At 55.8% G+C, this 14,531-nt stretch carries 16 protein-coding genes; 6 read left to right on the plus strand and 10 right to left on the minus strand.

Going from position 1 to position 14,531, the window contains the following annotated elements; genetic code table 11:
- Window positions 1-38 precede the first annotated feature (38 nt).
- From secG to rlmE, 5 genes are all read right to left on the minus strand, one after another.
- Window positions 39-368, minus strand: coding sequence for a preprotein translocase subunit SecG (gene secG / locus SCU88_RS22200; protein WP_138094204.1), 330 nt, complete (start codon window positions 366-368; stop codon window positions 39-41).
- A gap of 220 nt (window positions 369-588) precedes the next feature.
- Window positions 589-1,926 carry a phosphoglucosamine mutase gene (gene glmM, locus SCU88_RS22205; protein ID WP_175340825.1) on the minus strand — a complete coding sequence of 446 codons (1,338 nt, stop codon included), beginning with the start codon at window positions 1,924-1,926 and terminating at the stop codon, window positions 589-591.
- Window positions 1,919-2,767: a dihydropteroate synthase gene (gene folP / locus SCU88_RS22210; protein WP_175340826.1), complete on the minus strand. Its 849-nt coding sequence runs from the start codon at window positions 2,765-2,767 to the stop codon at window positions 1,919-1,921. Before folP ends, glmM begins: the two co-directional genes overlap by 8 nt.
- A 94-nt stretch (window positions 2,768-2,861) precedes the next feature.
- Window positions 2,862-4,802, minus strand: a complete 1,941-nt coding sequence (gene ftsH, locus SCU88_RS22215) for an ATP-dependent zinc metalloprotease FtsH (RefSeq protein WP_175340827.1) — start codon at window positions 4,800-4,802, stop codon at window positions 2,862-2,864.
- A gap of 56 nt (window positions 4,803-4,858) precedes the next feature.
- Window positions 4,859-5,488 (minus strand): 23S rRNA (uridine(2552)-2'-O)-methyltransferase RlmE, encoded by a 630-nt coding sequence (gene rlmE, locus SCU88_RS22220; protein WP_138094213.1) that lies wholly within the window; start codon window positions 5,486-5,488, stop codon window positions 4,859-4,861.
- 126 nt (window positions 5,489-5,614) lie between these two features.
- On the opposite strand from rlmE, the gene yhbY reads away from it, so the two are divergent.
- Window positions 5,615-5,908, plus strand: coding sequence for a ribosome assembly RNA-binding protein YhbY (yhbY, locus tag SCU88_RS22225; protein ID WP_175340828.1), 294 nt, complete (start codon window positions 5,615-5,617; stop codon window positions 5,906-5,908).
- 158 nt (window positions 5,909-6,066) lie between these two features.
- Here the strand turns inward: yhbY and greA are convergent, their stop codons facing one another.
- A complete protein-coding gene (greA, locus tag SCU88_RS22230; protein WP_138094217.1) occupies window positions 6,067-6,543 on the minus strand; it encodes a transcription elongation factor GreA in 477 nt (158 codons plus the stop codon).
- Between the two features lie 252 nt (window positions 6,544-6,795).
- On the opposite strand from greA, the gene dacB reads away from it, so the two are divergent.
- The 3 genes from dacB to pmrB are packed head-to-tail and all read left to right on the plus strand — an operon-like array spanning window position 6,796 to window position 9,949.
- The gene (gene dacB, locus SCU88_RS22235) at window positions 6,796-8,229 is read left to right on the plus strand and encodes a serine-type D-Ala-D-Ala carboxypeptidase (RefSeq protein ID WP_138094219.1); all 1,434 of its coding nucleotides are present in this window, start codon (window positions 6,796-6,798) and stop codon (window positions 8,227-8,229) included.
- Window positions 8,230-8,231: 2 nt separating this feature from the next.
- Entirely contained in the window at window positions 8,232-8,894 is a 663-nt protein-coding gene (gene pmrA / locus SCU88_RS22240) for a two-component system response regulator PmrA (protein WP_138094221.1), read from the plus strand.
- Complete coding sequence (gene pmrB / locus SCU88_RS22245) at window positions 8,891-9,949, plus strand: two-component system sensor histidine kinase PmrB (protein WP_138094223.1); 1,059 nt, start codon at window positions 8,891-8,893, stop codon at window positions 9,947-9,949. The genes pmrA and pmrB overlap by 4 nt, the downstream gene beginning before the upstream one ends.
- Before the next feature lie 57 nt (window positions 9,950-10,006).
- On the opposite strand, the gene cgtA is transcribed toward pmrB, so the two are convergent.
- From cgtA to rplU, 4 genes are all read right to left on the minus strand, one after another.
- Complete coding sequence (gene cgtA, locus SCU88_RS22250; RefSeq protein ID WP_138094225.1) at window positions 10,007-11,182, minus strand: Obg family GTPase CgtA; 1,176 nt, start codon at window positions 11,180-11,182, stop codon at window positions 10,007-10,009.
- Window positions 11,183-11,198: 16 nt separating this feature from the next.
- The gene (locus SCU88_RS22255) at window positions 11,199-12,170 is read right to left on the minus strand and encodes a DMT family transporter (protein ID WP_138099094.1); all 972 of its coding nucleotides are present in this window, start codon (window positions 12,168-12,170) and stop codon (window positions 11,199-11,201) included.
- Window positions 12,171-12,266: 96 nt separating this feature from the next.
- Entirely contained in the window at window positions 12,267-12,524 is a 258-nt protein-coding gene (gene rpmA, locus SCU88_RS22260) for a 50S ribosomal protein L27 (protein WP_002434222.1), read from the minus strand.
- A gap of 18 nt (window positions 12,525-12,542) precedes the next feature.
- Entirely contained in the window at window positions 12,543-12,854 is a 312-nt protein-coding gene (rplU, locus tag SCU88_RS22265) for a 50S ribosomal protein L21 (protein ID WP_138094227.1), read from the minus strand.
- A gap of 260 nt (window positions 12,855-13,114) precedes the next feature.
- Here rplU and ispB point away from each other — a divergent pair, with 260 nt between their 5' ends.
- Window positions 13,115-14,086, plus strand: a complete 972-nt coding sequence (gene ispB / locus SCU88_RS22270; RefSeq protein ID WP_175340829.1) for an octaprenyl diphosphate synthase — start codon at window positions 13,115-13,117, stop codon at window positions 14,084-14,086.
- Window positions 14,087-14,259: 173 nt separating this feature from the next.
- Window positions 14,260-14,523: a DNA-binding transcriptional regulator SfsB gene (gene sfsB / locus SCU88_RS22275; RefSeq protein ID WP_138094231.1), complete on the plus strand. Its 264-nt coding sequence runs from the start codon at window positions 14,260-14,262 to the stop codon at window positions 14,521-14,523.
- The last annotated feature ends 8 nt before the right edge of the window (window positions 14,524-14,531 follow it).

Below are 14,531 nucleotides of genomic sequence, written 5' to 3' on the forward strand. Positions count from 1 at the left end.
GTGCGGCTCTCGCATTAGCCGCACCCGATGCTGGCTGATTAGTTCGGGATATCGCTGGACGGCTTAGCCGGTGCCGCCGGTTGAGTCTGCTCAGTTTTCGGCTGAGTCAGGTTTTCCCATTCGCTTCCCTTACTGGTTTTGTTGCTGTTCAGGTTACCCAGCACGAGGCTGATGATAAAAAACAGCGTCGCCAGTACAGCCGTTACGCGGGTCATAAAGTTCCCGGAACCGCTCGAACCAAACAGCGTAGTAGAAGAGCCTGCGCCGAAGGAGGCTCCCATATCAGCACCTTTGCCTTGCTGCAGCATGATCATGGCGATCAGCGCCACCGCTACAATAAGGAAAACGACTAAAAGAGCTTCGTACATAATCGACCTGTTCCTTGCGGGATTTCCGCGTACCTTTGCTTCAAACCAAGTAATAGTGAGATGGCATTAGCCTTCCCCACTGAAGCGGGTCTGAATACTATCTAAAGCCTGTGCCGCACGCAAGGGCAATTTCTCAACTTGATGTTATGTGCGGAAAAAAACAGCAATCGCGCGCAACCTGCAGCGGAAAAGCCCCTGAGGAGCCTTTCCGCTTCGGAGATTAAACCTTCTTCACCGCGTCGGCGATGCGATTTGCCATAGCGGTGACCTGGGTTTCATCCTCCCCTTCGACCATCACGCGAATCAGCGGTTCGGTCCCTGACTTACGCAGCAGCACCCGGCCACGCCCTGCCAGTTCACGTTCCACTTCAGCGGTCACCTTCTGAACTTCCGCATTCTGGAGCGGATCGTCGCTGCCAGCGGTATAGCGTACATTCACCAGTACCTGCGGGAACAGTTTCATACCGCGGCACAGGTCCTGAAGGCTCATGCGATTGCGCACCACAGCCGCCAACACCTGCAGACCCGCGACAATGCCGTCACCGGTCGTGGTCTGATCGAGAAGAATCACATGACCGGAGTTTTCCGCACCAATGCGCCAGCCTTTCTCCTGCATCTTTTCCAGCACGTAGCGGTCGCCCACTTTTGCGCGCTCGAAGGGAATACCGAGCTCTTTCAGCGCCAGTTCCAGTCCCATATTACTCATTAGCGTACCCACGGCGCCGCCGTTCAGTCTCCCCTGGCGCAGCCCTTCCCGGGCAATGATATAGAGGATCTGATCGCCATCGATCTTGTTACCTTCATGGTCGACCATAATGATGCGATCGCCATCACCATCCAGGGCAATGCCCAAATCCGCATGCTCTGTCACCACCCGCGCCTGCAACATTGCCACATCGGTGGCGCCGCACTTATCGTTGATGTTAACGCCATTCGGTTCGCAACCAACCGCGATCACTTCAGCGCCCAGCTCGCGCAGTACGTTAGGGGCGATGTGGTAAGTCGCCCCGTTGGCGCAATCCACCACAATCTTCAGACCGTTAAGGCTCAGCGCGTTCGGGAAGTTCGCCTTACAAAATTCAATATAGCGACCAGCCGCATCGACAATACGGCTGGCCTTACCGAGATCGGCAGAATCGACACAGCAGATCTCTTTTTCCAGTTCGGCCTCAATCGCCTCTTCCACATCGTCCGGTAGTTTGGTGCCATCGATAGAGAAGAACTTAATCCCGTTATCGTAGTAAGGGTTGTGGGAGGCAGAAATCACAATTCCCGCTTCAGCGCGGAAGGTACGCGTCAGGTAGGCCACCGCCGGTGTCGGCATCGGACCAGTAAAGGCGGCAGAGAGCCCCGCTGCGGCCAGGCCCGCTTCCAGCGCGGACTCCAGCATATAACCAGAGATACGCGTGTCCTTACCTATGATGACCTGACGTGAGCCATTACGCGCCAGAACTTTGCCTGCGGCCCAACCCAGTTTCAACACAAAATCCGGCGTTATAGGGCTGTCGCCTACCCGGCCACGGACACCATCGGTACCAAAATATTTGCGGTTACTCATAGTAGCTTTTTTCCTTTGCTGAAAGCGTCGCTTCCGCCACCCGCAGTGCCTCTACGGTTTCTTTAACGTCATGGACGCGAATAATCTGCGCGCCCTGCATTGCCGCAATCACGGCGCAGGCCAGACTCCCGCTCAGACGCTGATCGGGACCAACGTTCAGCAGTTGCCCAATCATGGACTTACGCGACATTCCGACCAGTAATGGCAGACCAAAGCGGTGAAACTCAGAGAGTCTGGCCAGAAGCTGATAGTTATGCCCTAAATTTTTACCGAAACCAAAGCCCGGGTCGAGCAACAATTTCTCTTTTCCGATTCCAGCCGCTTCGCAACGCGCAATCTGCTGGTTGAAATATTCCACGACATCGAGGAAGACATCGTCGTAGTGTGGCGCCTGTTGCATGGTGCGTGGCTCTCCCTGCATATGCATCAGACAGACCGGCAGGCCCGTTTTCGCCGCCGCTTTCAGCGCGCCCGGCTCGCTTAGCGAACGGATATCGTTGATGATATGGGCGCCCGCACGCGCGCTCTCAAGAATCACCTCGGGTTTAGAGGTATCCACCGAAATCCACACTTCAAAGCGCCGGGAAAGCGCCTCAACCACCGGCACCACCCGTGACAGCTCTTCGTCAATGCTCACCTCATCGGCCCCGGGGCGCGTGGACTCACCGCCAATATCGATAATGGTCGCGCCTGCGTTGATCATATCGTTGGCATGCCTGACCGCATCGATCAGCGCATTATGGCGTCCGCCGTCAGAAAAAGAGTCCGGCGTCACGTTGAGAATCCCCATAACCTGAGGGTGCGAGAGATCCAGAGAGGAGCCCTGGGCGAAGAGTTTCATCGGTTTTCCTTGTAGCTACGACTGGTGACAGAAAAACAAAACCCCGGTCTTAGCCGGGGTTTACTTATAACGATACGGACACTGCAGTCAGCGCTTATTTGTCGCCGGTCTGCTCTGACACGGTGTTGCCCGGCGTCGGGCCACGCGGTTCGTCAGTCGGACGCGGCGTGCCGCTGCTACTGCCGGTGTTGTTGCCGGAATCACCGGAAGTTCCCGGATCTTCCCAACCCGCTGGCGGGCGGACTTCACGGCGCGCCATCAGATCGTCGATCTGCGGTGCATCGATAGTCTCATACTTCATCAGCGCGTCTTTCATCGAGTGCAGAATATCCATATTGTCGTTCAGGATCTGGCGGGCACGATTGTAGTTACGCTCAATCATCGCCTTCACTTCCTGATCGATAATACGTGCGGTCTCATCCGACATATGCTTCGCTTTCGCGACGCTACGGCCCAGGAAGACTTCGCCGTCTTCTTCCGCGTACAGCAACGGCCCCAGCTTCTCGGAGAAGCCCCACTGGGTCACCATGTTGCGCGCCAGGTTAGTGGCTACTTTAATGTCGTTGGAGGCGCCGGTGGAGACATGCTCGACACCGTAGATAATCTCTTCCGCCAGACGACCGCCGTACAGCGTTGAGATCTGGCTTTCCAGCTTCTGACGGCTGGCGCTGATGGCGTCCCCTTCCGGCAGGAAGAAGGTCACACCCAGCGCGCGACCGCGCGGAATAATCGTCACTTTATGCACCGGATCGTGTTCCGGCACCAGGCGGCCGATAATGGCATGGCCCGCTTCGTGATACGCCGTGGATTCCTTCTGGGCTTCGGTCATCACCATGGAGCGGCGTTCCGCACCCATCATGATCTTATCCTTCGCCTTCTCGAATTCCACCATGGACACAACGCGTTTGTTACCGCGAGCAGCGAACAGCGCCGCTTCGTTAACGAGGTTAGCCAGGTCGGCGCCGGAGAAGCCAGGGGTACCGCGCGCGATAATCGCAGCATCGATATCGGTCGCCAGCGGCACGCGGCGCATGTGCACCTTCAGGATCTGCTCACGACCGCGTACATCCGGCAGACCGACAACAACCTGACGGTCGAAACGACCAGGACGCAGCAGCGCCGGGTCCAGAACGTCCGGACGGTTGGTCGCGGCGATAACGATAATACCTTCATTGCCTTCGAAGCCGTCCATCTCAACCAGCATCTGGTTCAGAGTCTGCTCGCGCTCGTCGTGACCGCCCCCCAGACCTGCGCCACGCTGGCGACCTACGGCATCGATCTCATCGATGAAGATAATGCAGGGTGCCGCTTTCTTCGCCTGTTCGAACATATCACGGACACGAGACGCGCCCACACCCACGAACATTTCTACGAAGTCGGAACCCGAAATGGTAAAGAACGGGACTTTCGCCTCACCGGCGATCGCTTTCGCCAGCAGGGTTTTACCGGTACCCGGCGGGCCCACCATCAGCACGCCTTTCGGAATCTTACCGCCCAGTTTCTGGAAGCGGCTCGGTTCGCGCAGATACTCAACCAGTTCACCCACCTCTTCTTTGGCTTCGTCGCAACCTGCAACGTCGGCAAAAGTGGTTTTGATTTGGTCTTCGGTCAACATCCGCGCCTTGCTCTTACCGAATGACATGGCGCCTTTACCGCCGCCGCCCTGCATCTGGCGCATAAAGAAGATCCAAACCCCGATCAACAGCAGCATCGGGAACCAGGAAATAAAGATAGAAGCCAGCAGGCTCGGTTCTTCTGGCGGCTCACCAACGACTTTTACGTTTTTGGTAACCAGGCTGTCGAGCAGTTTGGGATCGTTGATGGGGATATAAGTCGTGTATCGGTTACTATCTTTCTTGGTAACGTTGATTTCACGTCCGTTGATACGCGCTTCGCGAACCTGGTCCTGATTGACCTCTTGCAGGAAGGTAGAGTAATCCACCCTACGGCCATTTGACTCGCTGGGCCCAAAGCTCTGGAATACTGACATCAGCACGACTGCGATGACCAGCCAGAGTATTAGGTTTTTCGCCATGTCACTCAAGGGATTAACCTCATATTACAACTGCGTTAACAAACAGCGTCAGGGTACTATAGTTTACGCCCGGTCGCTACAATGTACACTTCGCGTGAACGGGCACGAGAAGAGTCCGGTTTACGAACTTTCACTTTCGTAAACAGGGAGCGAATTTCCCGCAGGTACTCATCGAAACCTTCGCCCTGAAAAACTTTCACTACAAAACTTCCGCCCGGCGCCAGCACATCGCGACACATATCGAGCGCCAGTTCGACCAGATACATGGCGCGGGGAATATCTACTGCCGGAGTCCCGCTCATGTTTGGCGCCATATCTGACATGACAACCTGAACTTTACTATCGCCCACACGCTCCATTAGCGCATTCACGACTAATTCATCACGAAAGTCGCCCTGAAGAAAGTCCACACCAACAATAGGATCCATAGGTAAAAGATCGCAAGCGATGATGCGGCCCTTGCCCCCAATTTGGCTTACCACATATTGTGACCAACCTCCGGGTGCGGCGCCAAGATCGACAACGGTCATTCCCGGCTTAAAAAGTTTGTCACTTTGCTGTATTTCATCAAGTTTAAACCAGGCCCGGGAGCGTAACCCCTTTTTCTGTGCCTGTTGAACATATTTATCGCTAAAGTGTTCCTGAAGCCAGCGACTGGAGCTGGCAGAACGCTTTTTACCTGTCATTTCGCATTCCATCCGGGTTCATCGTAAAGCCGCTGCTCAAAAAAACTGCGCCAGCTTAGCTATACTCTCAATGGGAGATGGCGGTAGAATGGCCCGTTTTCAATCCCAATGTAAGTAAAAAACACGATGAATCTGAGTACTAAACAAAAACAGCACCTGAAAGGTCTGGCACATCCGCTTAAGCCCGTCGTACAGCTTGGCGGTAATGGTTTGACCGAAGGGGTACTGGCCGAGATTGAACAAGCGCTGGCGCATCATGAGTTAATCAAGGTGAAGATTGCCGCGGAAGACCGCGATACCCGGGCCCTGATTGTGGATGCTATCGTGCGGGAGACCGGCGCCTGCAATGTCCAGGTCATCGGTAAAACCCTTGTGCTGTATCGTCCCTCTGAAGAGCGCAAAATTTCGCTTCCTCGCTAAGAAACCCTCTCGGTTTCGGGCTACTGTAACAGCCAGAAACGGCGATTTCTTGCCGGAGTGTGTGCAAAATGCCACGCCCCCTCAGTTGTTAAAAGGCCGCATCGCGGCCTTTTTCTTATCTTTACAATCAGACATCAATTACACAAGCGTAGCAGAAATCAGAGGTACTCAACCTTAACGATCTCATACTCGACTTCTCCGCCCGGCGTCTTGATCACCACCACGTCATCCACCTCTTTGCCTACCAGCCCACGGGCGATAGGGGAATTGACGGAGAGAAGATTCTGCTTAATATCCGCCTCATCATCACCCACGATACGGTAGCACTGCTCTTCATCGCTATCGAGGTTCAGAATGGTAACGGTAGCTCCAAAGATAACGCGACCGTTGTTCGGCATTTTAGTGACATCAATCACCTGCGCGTTAGAGAGCTTGCCCTCAATATCCTTGATGCGCCCCTCGCAAAAGCCTTGCTGTTCGCGGGCGGCATGGTATTCAGCATTCTCTTTCAGATCGCCGTGCTCACGCGCTTCCGCAATCGCCGCAATGATCTCAGGGCGGCGGACGGATTTCAGGTGATCCAGCTCTTCGCGAAGTTTTTCTGCACCACGTAAAGTCATCGGAATAGGTTGCATTTCTTATACCTCTTAAAACTGTCCTGTTGGGATCGGTACACCACAGTCGGCACTCGGGCCTGGCCCGGAAGTCCTGCTTTTAGCCGGGAAAGAAACAAAAGAAAACCGACCCGGGGAAGACCCCCGGGTCAGTGATAATTTTTCAATTTGATACTCATTTTACCCGGAAGTTCCCCGGGGGTCATCGTTTACTTTGCGGTGCAATGCACCGTAGTATGACGGGCACGTTTCCAGGCCGTAACCGCGAGATTTATGCGATTTTCCAGTTTTATAATCGGGTTGACCAGCATTTTTACATTGAGCGCCCAGGCTGCCAGTGTGGATGAATACGTTCAGCAACTCCCCGCCGGGAGCAACCTTGCGTTCCTGGCTCAGAAGGTGGGTGCGAGTTCGCCAACTATGGATTACCACGGTCAGCAGATGGCGCTACCGGCCAGTACCCAGAAGGTGATTACCGCGCTGGCGGCCCTGCTGCAGTTGGGTCCGGACTATCGCTTTACCACCACACTGGAGCGCCGCGGCGATGTGGAGGATGGCGTACTTCAGGGGGATTTGATCGCGCGCTTTAGTGGCGATCCTACTCTGCGTCGTCAGAATATTCGCAATCTGGTGACGGCGCTGAAAAAAGAGGGCGTACAGCGCATTAGCGGCAACATCCTGATCGACACCTCGGTCTTTACCAGCCACGATAAAGCGCCGGGTTGGCCATGGAACGACATGACCCAGTGCTTCAGCGCCCCCCCGTCGGCCGCCATTATCGACCGCAACTGTTTTTCCGTCTCGCTCTACAGCGCGCCGAAAGCTAACGACACCGCCTTTGTGCGTATCGCCTCATACTATCCGGTCACCGTTTTCAGTCAGGTGCGTACCCTGGCTCGCGGCTCGGCGGACGCCCGCTACTGTGAACTGGATGTGGTGCCGGGCGATCTTAACCGCTATACCCTGACCGGCTGCCTGCCCCAGCGCAGCGATCCGCTGCCGCTCGCCTTCGCGATTCAGGATGGTGCCGGCTATGCCGGCGCGATCATCAAAGACGAACTGAAAACCGCAGGCATTAGTTACGACGGCTCCCTGATGCGCCAGACCAAACCGGAAGAGCCCGGCACCGTCATTGCCAGCGTGAATTCGCCGCCACTGCACGATCTGCTGCGCATTATGCTGAAGAAGTCCGATAACATGATCGCCGATACCGTTTTCCGTACCATTGGTCGCGAATACTTCGGCGTTCAGGGTACCTGGCGCGCCGGTGCCGATGCGGTACGCCAGTTGCTGCGACAAAAGGCGGGTATCGATCTGGGTAATACCATCGTTGTGGACGGCTCTGGCCTGTCACGTCACAACCTGATCTCGCCAACCACCATGATGAAGGTGCTGCAGTACATTGCTGCCCACGACAGCGAGCTGAACTTTATTTCAATGCTGCCGCTGGCGGGTCACGACGGCTCGCTGCAGTATCGCGCCGGTCTGGATATCGCGGGGGTCAATGGCAAAGTTTCCGCCAAGACCGGATCGCTGCAAGGGGTGTATAATCTGGCTGGCTTTATCACGACTGCCAGCGGTCAGAAAATGGCGTTCGTCCAGTTCCTGTCCGGCTACGCCGTACCGCCGGCCGATTATCGTAACCGTCGTATTCCTTTATCCCGCTTCGAAGGGCGGCTTTATAAGGATATCTACCGGAATAACTGACTATGAAGCTACTCATTGTCGAAGACGATTTACTGCTGCAACAGGGGCTGGCCCAGGCGCTGGGTAACGAAGGTTATGCCCTGGATTGTGCGGCCAGCGCCGCCGAAGCGGACGCGCTGATCCAGAGCGGCGAATACAGTCTGGTGATCCTCGATCTCGGCCTGCCGGACAAAGACGGCGCCACGCTGTTAAGCCAGTGGCGTCGCCGCGGCACCAGTAATCCGGTCCTGATCCTGACCGCCCGCGACGCGCTGGAAGATCGGGTTCAGGGGCTGGATGCCGGCGCTGATGACTACCTGGTCAAGCCTTTCGCCCTGACTGAACTTCAGGCCAGGGTGCGGGCGCTGATCCGCCGCTGGCAGGGCCAGAGCGATAACCTGCTGCAGCAAGACGATTTGACCCTCAACCTGCAAACTCAGCAGGTACTTTTGGGCGGCCAACCGGTGGAAGTCACCCCCAAAGAATTTGCTCTGCTCTGCCGCCTGATAATGCGGGTCGGCCAGACCGTTCACCGCGAAACGCTCCAACAGGATATCTATAGCTGGCAGGACGACCCCGGCTCCAACACCCTGGAAGTGCATATCCATAACCTGCGCCGCAAGCTGGGCAAAGAGCGCATTAAAACGGTGCGCGGCGTCGGCTACCGGCTGGAGAAAATCCAGTGAACAGCATGCGCCGCCGTCTGATGATTATGCTGGCGGCGATTCTGCTGTTCTTTCAACTGGTGAGCGTTATCTGGCTGTGGCATGAAAGCCAGGAGCAAATCGGCTTTCTGGTTAATGAGACGCTGTCAGCACAAACCCGCAATCAGCACGTGGAAAAAGAGATTCACGAGGCCATCGCCTCGCTGCTGGTGCCTTCGCTGGTGATGGTGGGTTTCACCCTGTTCTTCTCGTTCTGGGCCGTAAGCTGGATCACCCGGCCGCTGAACCGTCTGCGCAGTAGCCTTGCCAGCCGTTCCGCCGATAATCTTTCGCCGTTGCCGATGTATACCGATATGGAAGAGGTGGCGGCCGTCACCACCTCCATTAACCAACTGTTGGCGCGTCTGGACAGCACCATTCAGCAGGAGCGGCTGTTCACCGCCGACGCCGCCCACGAGCTCCGCACGCCGCTGGCAGGCATCCGCCTGCATCTGGAACTGCTGGAGCAGCAGGGAATGCCCCAGGCCGGGTTGCTGATTGAGCGCATCGATCGCCTGATGCATACCGTTGGTCAGCTACTGATGCTGTCACGGGCCGGTCAGGCGCTGGCCAGCGGCCACTACACCACCGTGAACTGGCGCAACGACATTATCGCCCCGTTAACCATGGAGGCGGAAGAGATGGCGCAGCAGCGCCAACAACGCATTATTTGGCCGGCGTCTTCCCCCCTGATGGTGGAAGGCGACGCGGTGTTGTTACGCCTGATGCTGCGTAATCTGCTGGAGAATGCCTGCCGTTACGGACCGGAGGGCGGCGTTATTGATGTGCGGCTGAGCCAGCAGCAGGAAGGAACGCAGCTGACGGTTATCGATGAGGGCCCCGGCATTGATGAGGAACATCGGCTGAAAATTACCGAGCCGTTTCGCCGCCTCGATCAGCGCTACGGCGGCAGCGGCCTTGGGCTAAGTATTATTCAGCGCATCGTGCAGCTTCATCGGGGGAAAATTATTCTGGAAAACCGTCGCGATAGCGAAGGTCTTGAGGCGGGCTGCTGGCTACCAACCCATATCGATTAAAAAACGCCCCGCGTCCCTTCTTCTCTTGTGAAGGTAACGCAGGGCGTATTCTGACGATTAGCGCTCGTAGATAATCTCTACGCCTTCGTCGTCGTCTTCATCCCAGTCATCGTCCCAGTCGTCATCTTCTGCTTCGCTGGCCGTCTCTTCCAGCTGCTGACGATGGTAGTCATCCCACATGAATTCGACCTTCTCAGGCTGCTGCTCGCCTTCTTCCTTATTGACCGGGTTCTCAATGATGAAATTCATCACATCCCAGCACAGCGCGTTCACGCCGTCGTGGCTGGCTGCGGAGATCAGGTAATGCTTACCTTCCCAGCCCAGAGCGTCGGCGATTTCCTGAGCCTTCGCTTCCGCCTCTGCCCTGTCCATCAGATCGACTTTGTTAAACACCAGCCAGCGCGGCTTCTCAGCCAGCTTGCTGCTGTATTTTTCCAGCTCGCTGATAATCACCCGGGCATTTTCAACCGGATCGGACTCATCGATAGGCGCAATATCGATCAGGTGCAGCAGTACCCGGCAGCGTTCCAGATGCTTCAGGAAGCGAATGCCCAGGCCGGCGCCTTCCGCCGCCCCTTCAATCAACCCGGGAATATCCGCCACCACGAAGCTCTTTTCGCTGTCCATACGCACCACGCCCAGGCTTGGCACCAGGGTGGTAAACGGATAGTCCGCCACTTTCGGTTTCGCTGCCGAGACCGAACGAATAAAGGTGGATTTGCCGGCATTAGGCAGTCCCAGCATGCCGACATCCGCCAGCAGCATCAGTTCCAGCAGTAGATCGCGCTTATCGCCCGGCGTGCCGTTAGTCTTCTGACGCGGCGTTCGGTTAACCGAAGATTTAAAACGGGTATTGCCCAGGCCGTGCCAGCCCCCTTTGGCAACCATCAGACGTTGACCATGTTTGGTCATATCGCCCATGACTTCGCCAGTGCCCTGGTCGACCACACGGGTTCCTACCGGCACTTTAATGGAGACATCTTTACCCCGCCTGCCGGTACAGTCACGGCTCTGGCCGTTCTGGCCCCGCTCGGCCCGAAACGCTTTCTCAAAGCGATAGTCGATCAGGGTGTTCAGGTTCTCATCGGCCTCCAGCCAGACGTCTCCCCCATCACCGCCATCACCGCCATCCGGGCCCCCTTTCGGGATATATTTTTCGCGGCGGAAACTGATACAACCGTTACCACCATCACCCGCGACGACCAGAATCTTCGCTTCATCAACAAACTTCATCTTACTTCTCCGTAACTCATTCGCCCGGGCGGGTAGTGGTCATTGCCACCGCCGCGTCACGCTTACGTAAACCGCCCCACAGACGGTGACCGATAGCGGAATACATCGCGCCCGATACCACGACGAAAGCCCCCACCAGCGCCAGCAAATTATGCATCGGTCTGTCGAAGACCAGGGGCCAGGCGAGTGACAACAATTCAGAAAACAGCAGTGTAAACAGCGGCGTCAGCGTAATCAGGGCGCTGACCTGCGCCGCCTGCCAGCGAGCCATCGCTTCCGCCAGGGCACCATATCCAACCAGGGTATTCAACCCACAGAAGATAAGACAGGCAAGCTGCCAGCTATCGAGCTGCATGATGACCCCAGGGCTTGCCAGCGGCAACAAGGCTATTGTACATAAAATATACAACAATAATAAAATCTGCTGTGATGCCAGACGGCGTAACAGAACTTTTTGGGCCAGGCCATAGCACACCCATGACGATGCGGCGCCAACGCCGAAAATCACGCCCCAGGTGTAATCCGTCAGCCGGGTGAAGATCTCCACCAGACTGGTGTTGAAAAACATGATCAGCCCGCTCAGCAGCATTAGCGCGCCGACCACCTGGGTACCGCGCATCTTCTCTTTAAGCACAATCACGCTTGCCACCATCAATCCAACCGGTGAAAGCTGACCAATCACCTGGGAAGCGGTGGGGTTCAGGTACTGAAGCGAGGAGCTGAACAGGATAAAGTTACCGAACAGGCCGCCGGTGGCTATCGCCAGTAAGCCGAGCCAGCGAGGCTTACGGAACATCCGCAAGGGCGGTAGTTGACCGCGCATCGCCAGAATGGGCGCCAGCCCAATCCCGGCCAGCAGGAAACGATAAAACACCACAGTAGGAGGATCCATGACCTCCAGCACCTGCTTCATGGCTATCGGTAGCGCACCCCAGCACATCGCGGTCACGATTGCCAGAACGAAACCGACGCTGGCCTGCTGTTTCATCACTCTTTCCCCTGTTGCGGCAACTGCCTGCCCCAGAATAATAAAAAGCCCCGCAACGTGTTGCGGGGCTCTATCCGTTACCGGGACTCGAAAAACTTATTCAGCGACGATGCTGATAAATTTACGGTTTTTCGGGCCTTTCACTTCGAACTTAACTTTACCGTCAGTCAAAGCGAACAGAGTGTGGTCACGGCCGCAACCAACGTTAGTGCCTGCGTGGAATTTGGTGCCACGCTGACGAACGATGATGCTACCTGCCAGAACTGCTTCACCGCCAAAGCGTTTTACGCCCAGACGTTTAGCTTCTGAATCGCGACCGTTACGAGTTGAGCCGCCAGCCTTTTTGTGTGCCATTTTACCTGCTCCCCTGTATTAAGCGCTGATACCAGTGATCTTCACATCAGTGAACCACTGACGGTGACCCTGCTGCTTACGGTGATGCTTACGACGACGGAACTTAACGATCTTAACTTTCTCGCCGCGACCGTGAGCAATGATTTCAGCTTTGATTACGCCGCCATCAACGAAAGGAACGCCGATTTTGACATCTTCGCCATCAGCAACCATCAGAACTTCGTTGAATTCAACGGATTCACCAGTTGCGATGTCCAGCTTTTCCAGGCGAACGGTCTGACCTTCGCTTACTCGGTGTTGTTTACCACCACTTTGGAAAACTGCGTACATAAAAAACTCCGCTTTCCGCGCTGGCCTTTCTTTGGATTCAGGCTGCGCTACAAATATTCACAATAGGGCGCGAATATTACGCAAATAGTGAGGCTTTGACAAGCCCGATCGACGTTCTGTACAGAAAAAAAACGCAACTGCGACGGCGCCGTTTATCTGCCGCGTTTTTACGGTACAATCCGTACAATTGAGTATACGATTCCCCATTACGTTATCCCGTAGGGATGTGTGGTCAACAGGACGATAGCCAGATTTTTGCGATGAATTTAGAGAATATTAATCAGTTAACCGCGCAAGATATGGCGGGTGTCAACGCAGTCATCCTTGAGCAACTCAGCACTGATGTTCAGCTTATCAATCAGTTGGGATACTACATCGTTAGCGGCGGTGGAAAGCGCATTCGCCCCATAATCGCCGTGCTCTCTGCCCGGGCGCTCGACTATCAGGGGGATGCCCACATCACGCTCGCCGCGCTGATTGAGTTTATCCACACGGCCACCCTGCTGCACGACGATGTTGTGGACGAGTCGGATATGCGTCGCGGCAAGGCGACAGCCAACGCCGCCTTCGGAAACGCCGCCAGCGTGCTGGTGGGTGACTTTATCTATACCCGCGCCTTCCAGATGATGACCCGTCTGGGCTCATTAAAGGTGCTGGAAGTGATGTCCGAAGCGGTCAACGTTATCGCTGAAGGCGAAGTACTGCAGTTGATGAACGTCAACGATCCGGACATCACGGAAGAAAGCTATATGCGGGTTATCTATAGCAAGACTGCCCGCCTGTTCGAGGCCGCCAGCCAGTGTGCGGGAATTCTGGCCGGTGCGACGCCGGAGCAGGAACAGGCGTTGCAGGATTATGGCCGTTATCTGGGTACCGCTTTCCAGCTTATCGACGATCTGCTGGATTACAGCGCCGATGGCGAAACTCTGGGCAAGAATGTCGGCGACGATCTGAATGAAGGCAAGCCGACACTACCGCTACTGCACGCCATGCAGAACGGCACGCCGGAACAGGCCCGGATGATCCGTCAGGCTATTGAGGAAGGCAACGGCCGTCATTTATTGGAACCGGTTCTGGAAACAATGGCCGCCTGCGGATCGCTGGAATGGACCCGTCAGCGTGCGGAGGAAGAGGCCGATAAAGCCATCGCCGCCCTCGCCGCCCTGCCGGACACGCCGCAGCGTGAAGCCCTGGTGGCGCTGGCGCATATCGCCGTACAGCGTAATCACTAATCTCCCCCGCGTCGTCCGGCGCGGGTTTCACCCGTTTCATTCTCCTCTGTGCATCAGTCCACATTTCAGCGCGTATTAGAAACTTACAGGAACCATTGGTAACTGTTTATGTTATAAACAGAAGGCAATGAAGTCACCGGAGCTATGGCACATTCTGCTGACAGGGAGAAAACATGAAAAACCAATTCGTCGACTGGCACTCTGCCGATATCATCGCAGCGCTTCGTAAAAAGGGAACATCACTGGCGGCGGTTTCACGCAGTGCCGGTCTTAGCTCGTCCACGCTTGCCAACGCGCTTAGCCGCCCCTGGCCGAAAGGCGAACGGTTGATCGCCGAAGCGTTAGGCATTGACCCGTGGGTGATCTGGCCATCCCGCTACCACGATCCTGTTACCCACGAGTTTATCGACAGAAGGCGTTCCATTCGCCAGCGCTAAAAACGAAA

Source organism: Jejuibacter sp. L23, assembly GCF_050815825.1.
In the GTDB taxonomy this organism is placed as follows: Bacteria; Pseudomonadota; Gammaproteobacteria; order Enterobacterales; family Enterobacteriaceae; genus Jejubacter; species Jejubacter calystegiae.

Excerpts from the sequence above, each read along its gene's own strand:
- rpmA (WP_002434222.1), bottom strand. The coding sequence starts at position 12,524 with ATGGCACACAAAAAGGCTGGCGGCTCAACTCGTAACGGTCGCGATTCA.
- pmrA (WP_138094221.1), top strand. The coding sequence starts at position 8,232 with ATGAAGCTACTCATTGTCGAAGACGATTTACTGCTGCAACAGGGGCTG.
- dacB (WP_138094219.1), top strand. The coding sequence starts at position 6,796 with ATGCGATTTTCCAGTTTTATAATCGGGTTGACCAGCATTTTTACATTG.
- rlmE (WP_138094213.1), bottom strand. The coding sequence starts at position 5,488 with ATGACAGGTAAAAAGCGTTCTGCCAGCTCCAGTCGCTGGCTTCAGGAA.
- rplU (WP_138094227.1), bottom strand. The coding sequence starts at position 12,854 with ATGTACGCAGTTTTCCAAAGTGGTGGTAAACAACACCGAGTAAGCGAA.
- SCU88_RS22255 (WP_138099094.1), bottom strand. The coding sequence starts at position 12,170 with ATGAAACAGCAGGCCAGCGTCGGTTTCGTTCTGGCAATCGTGACCGCG.
- yhbY (WP_175340828.1), top strand. The coding sequence starts at position 5,615 with ATGAATCTGAGTACTAAACAAAAACAGCACCTGAAAGGTCTGGCACAT.
- greA (WP_138094217.1), bottom strand. The coding sequence starts at position 6,543 with ATGCAACCTATTCCGATGACTTTACGTGGTGCAGAAAAACTTCGCGAA.
- secG (WP_138094204.1), bottom strand. The coding sequence starts at position 368 with ATGTACGAAGCTCTTTTAGTCGTTTTCCTTATTGTAGCGGTGGCGCTG.
- sfsB (WP_138094231.1), top strand. The coding sequence starts at position 14,260 with ATGAAAAACCAATTCGTCGACTGGCACTCTGCCGATATCATCGCAGCG.
- ftsH (WP_175340827.1), bottom strand. The coding sequence starts at position 4,802 with ATGGCGAAAAACCTAATACTCTGGCTGGTCATCGCAGTCGTGCTGATG.
- ispB (WP_175340829.1), top strand. The coding sequence starts at position 13,115 with ATGAATTTAGAGAATATTAATCAGTTAACCGCGCAAGATATGGCGGGT.
- folP (WP_175340826.1), bottom strand. The coding sequence starts at position 2,767 with ATGAAACTCTTCGCCCAGGGCTCCTCTCTGGATCTCTCGCACCCTCAG.
- cgtA (WP_138094225.1), bottom strand. The coding sequence starts at position 11,182 with ATGAAGTTTGTTGATGAAGCGAAGATTCTGGTCGTCGCGGGTGATGGT.
- glmM (WP_175340825.1), bottom strand. The coding sequence starts at position 1,926 with ATGAGTAACCGCAAATATTTTGGTACCGATGGTGTCCGTGGCCGGGTA.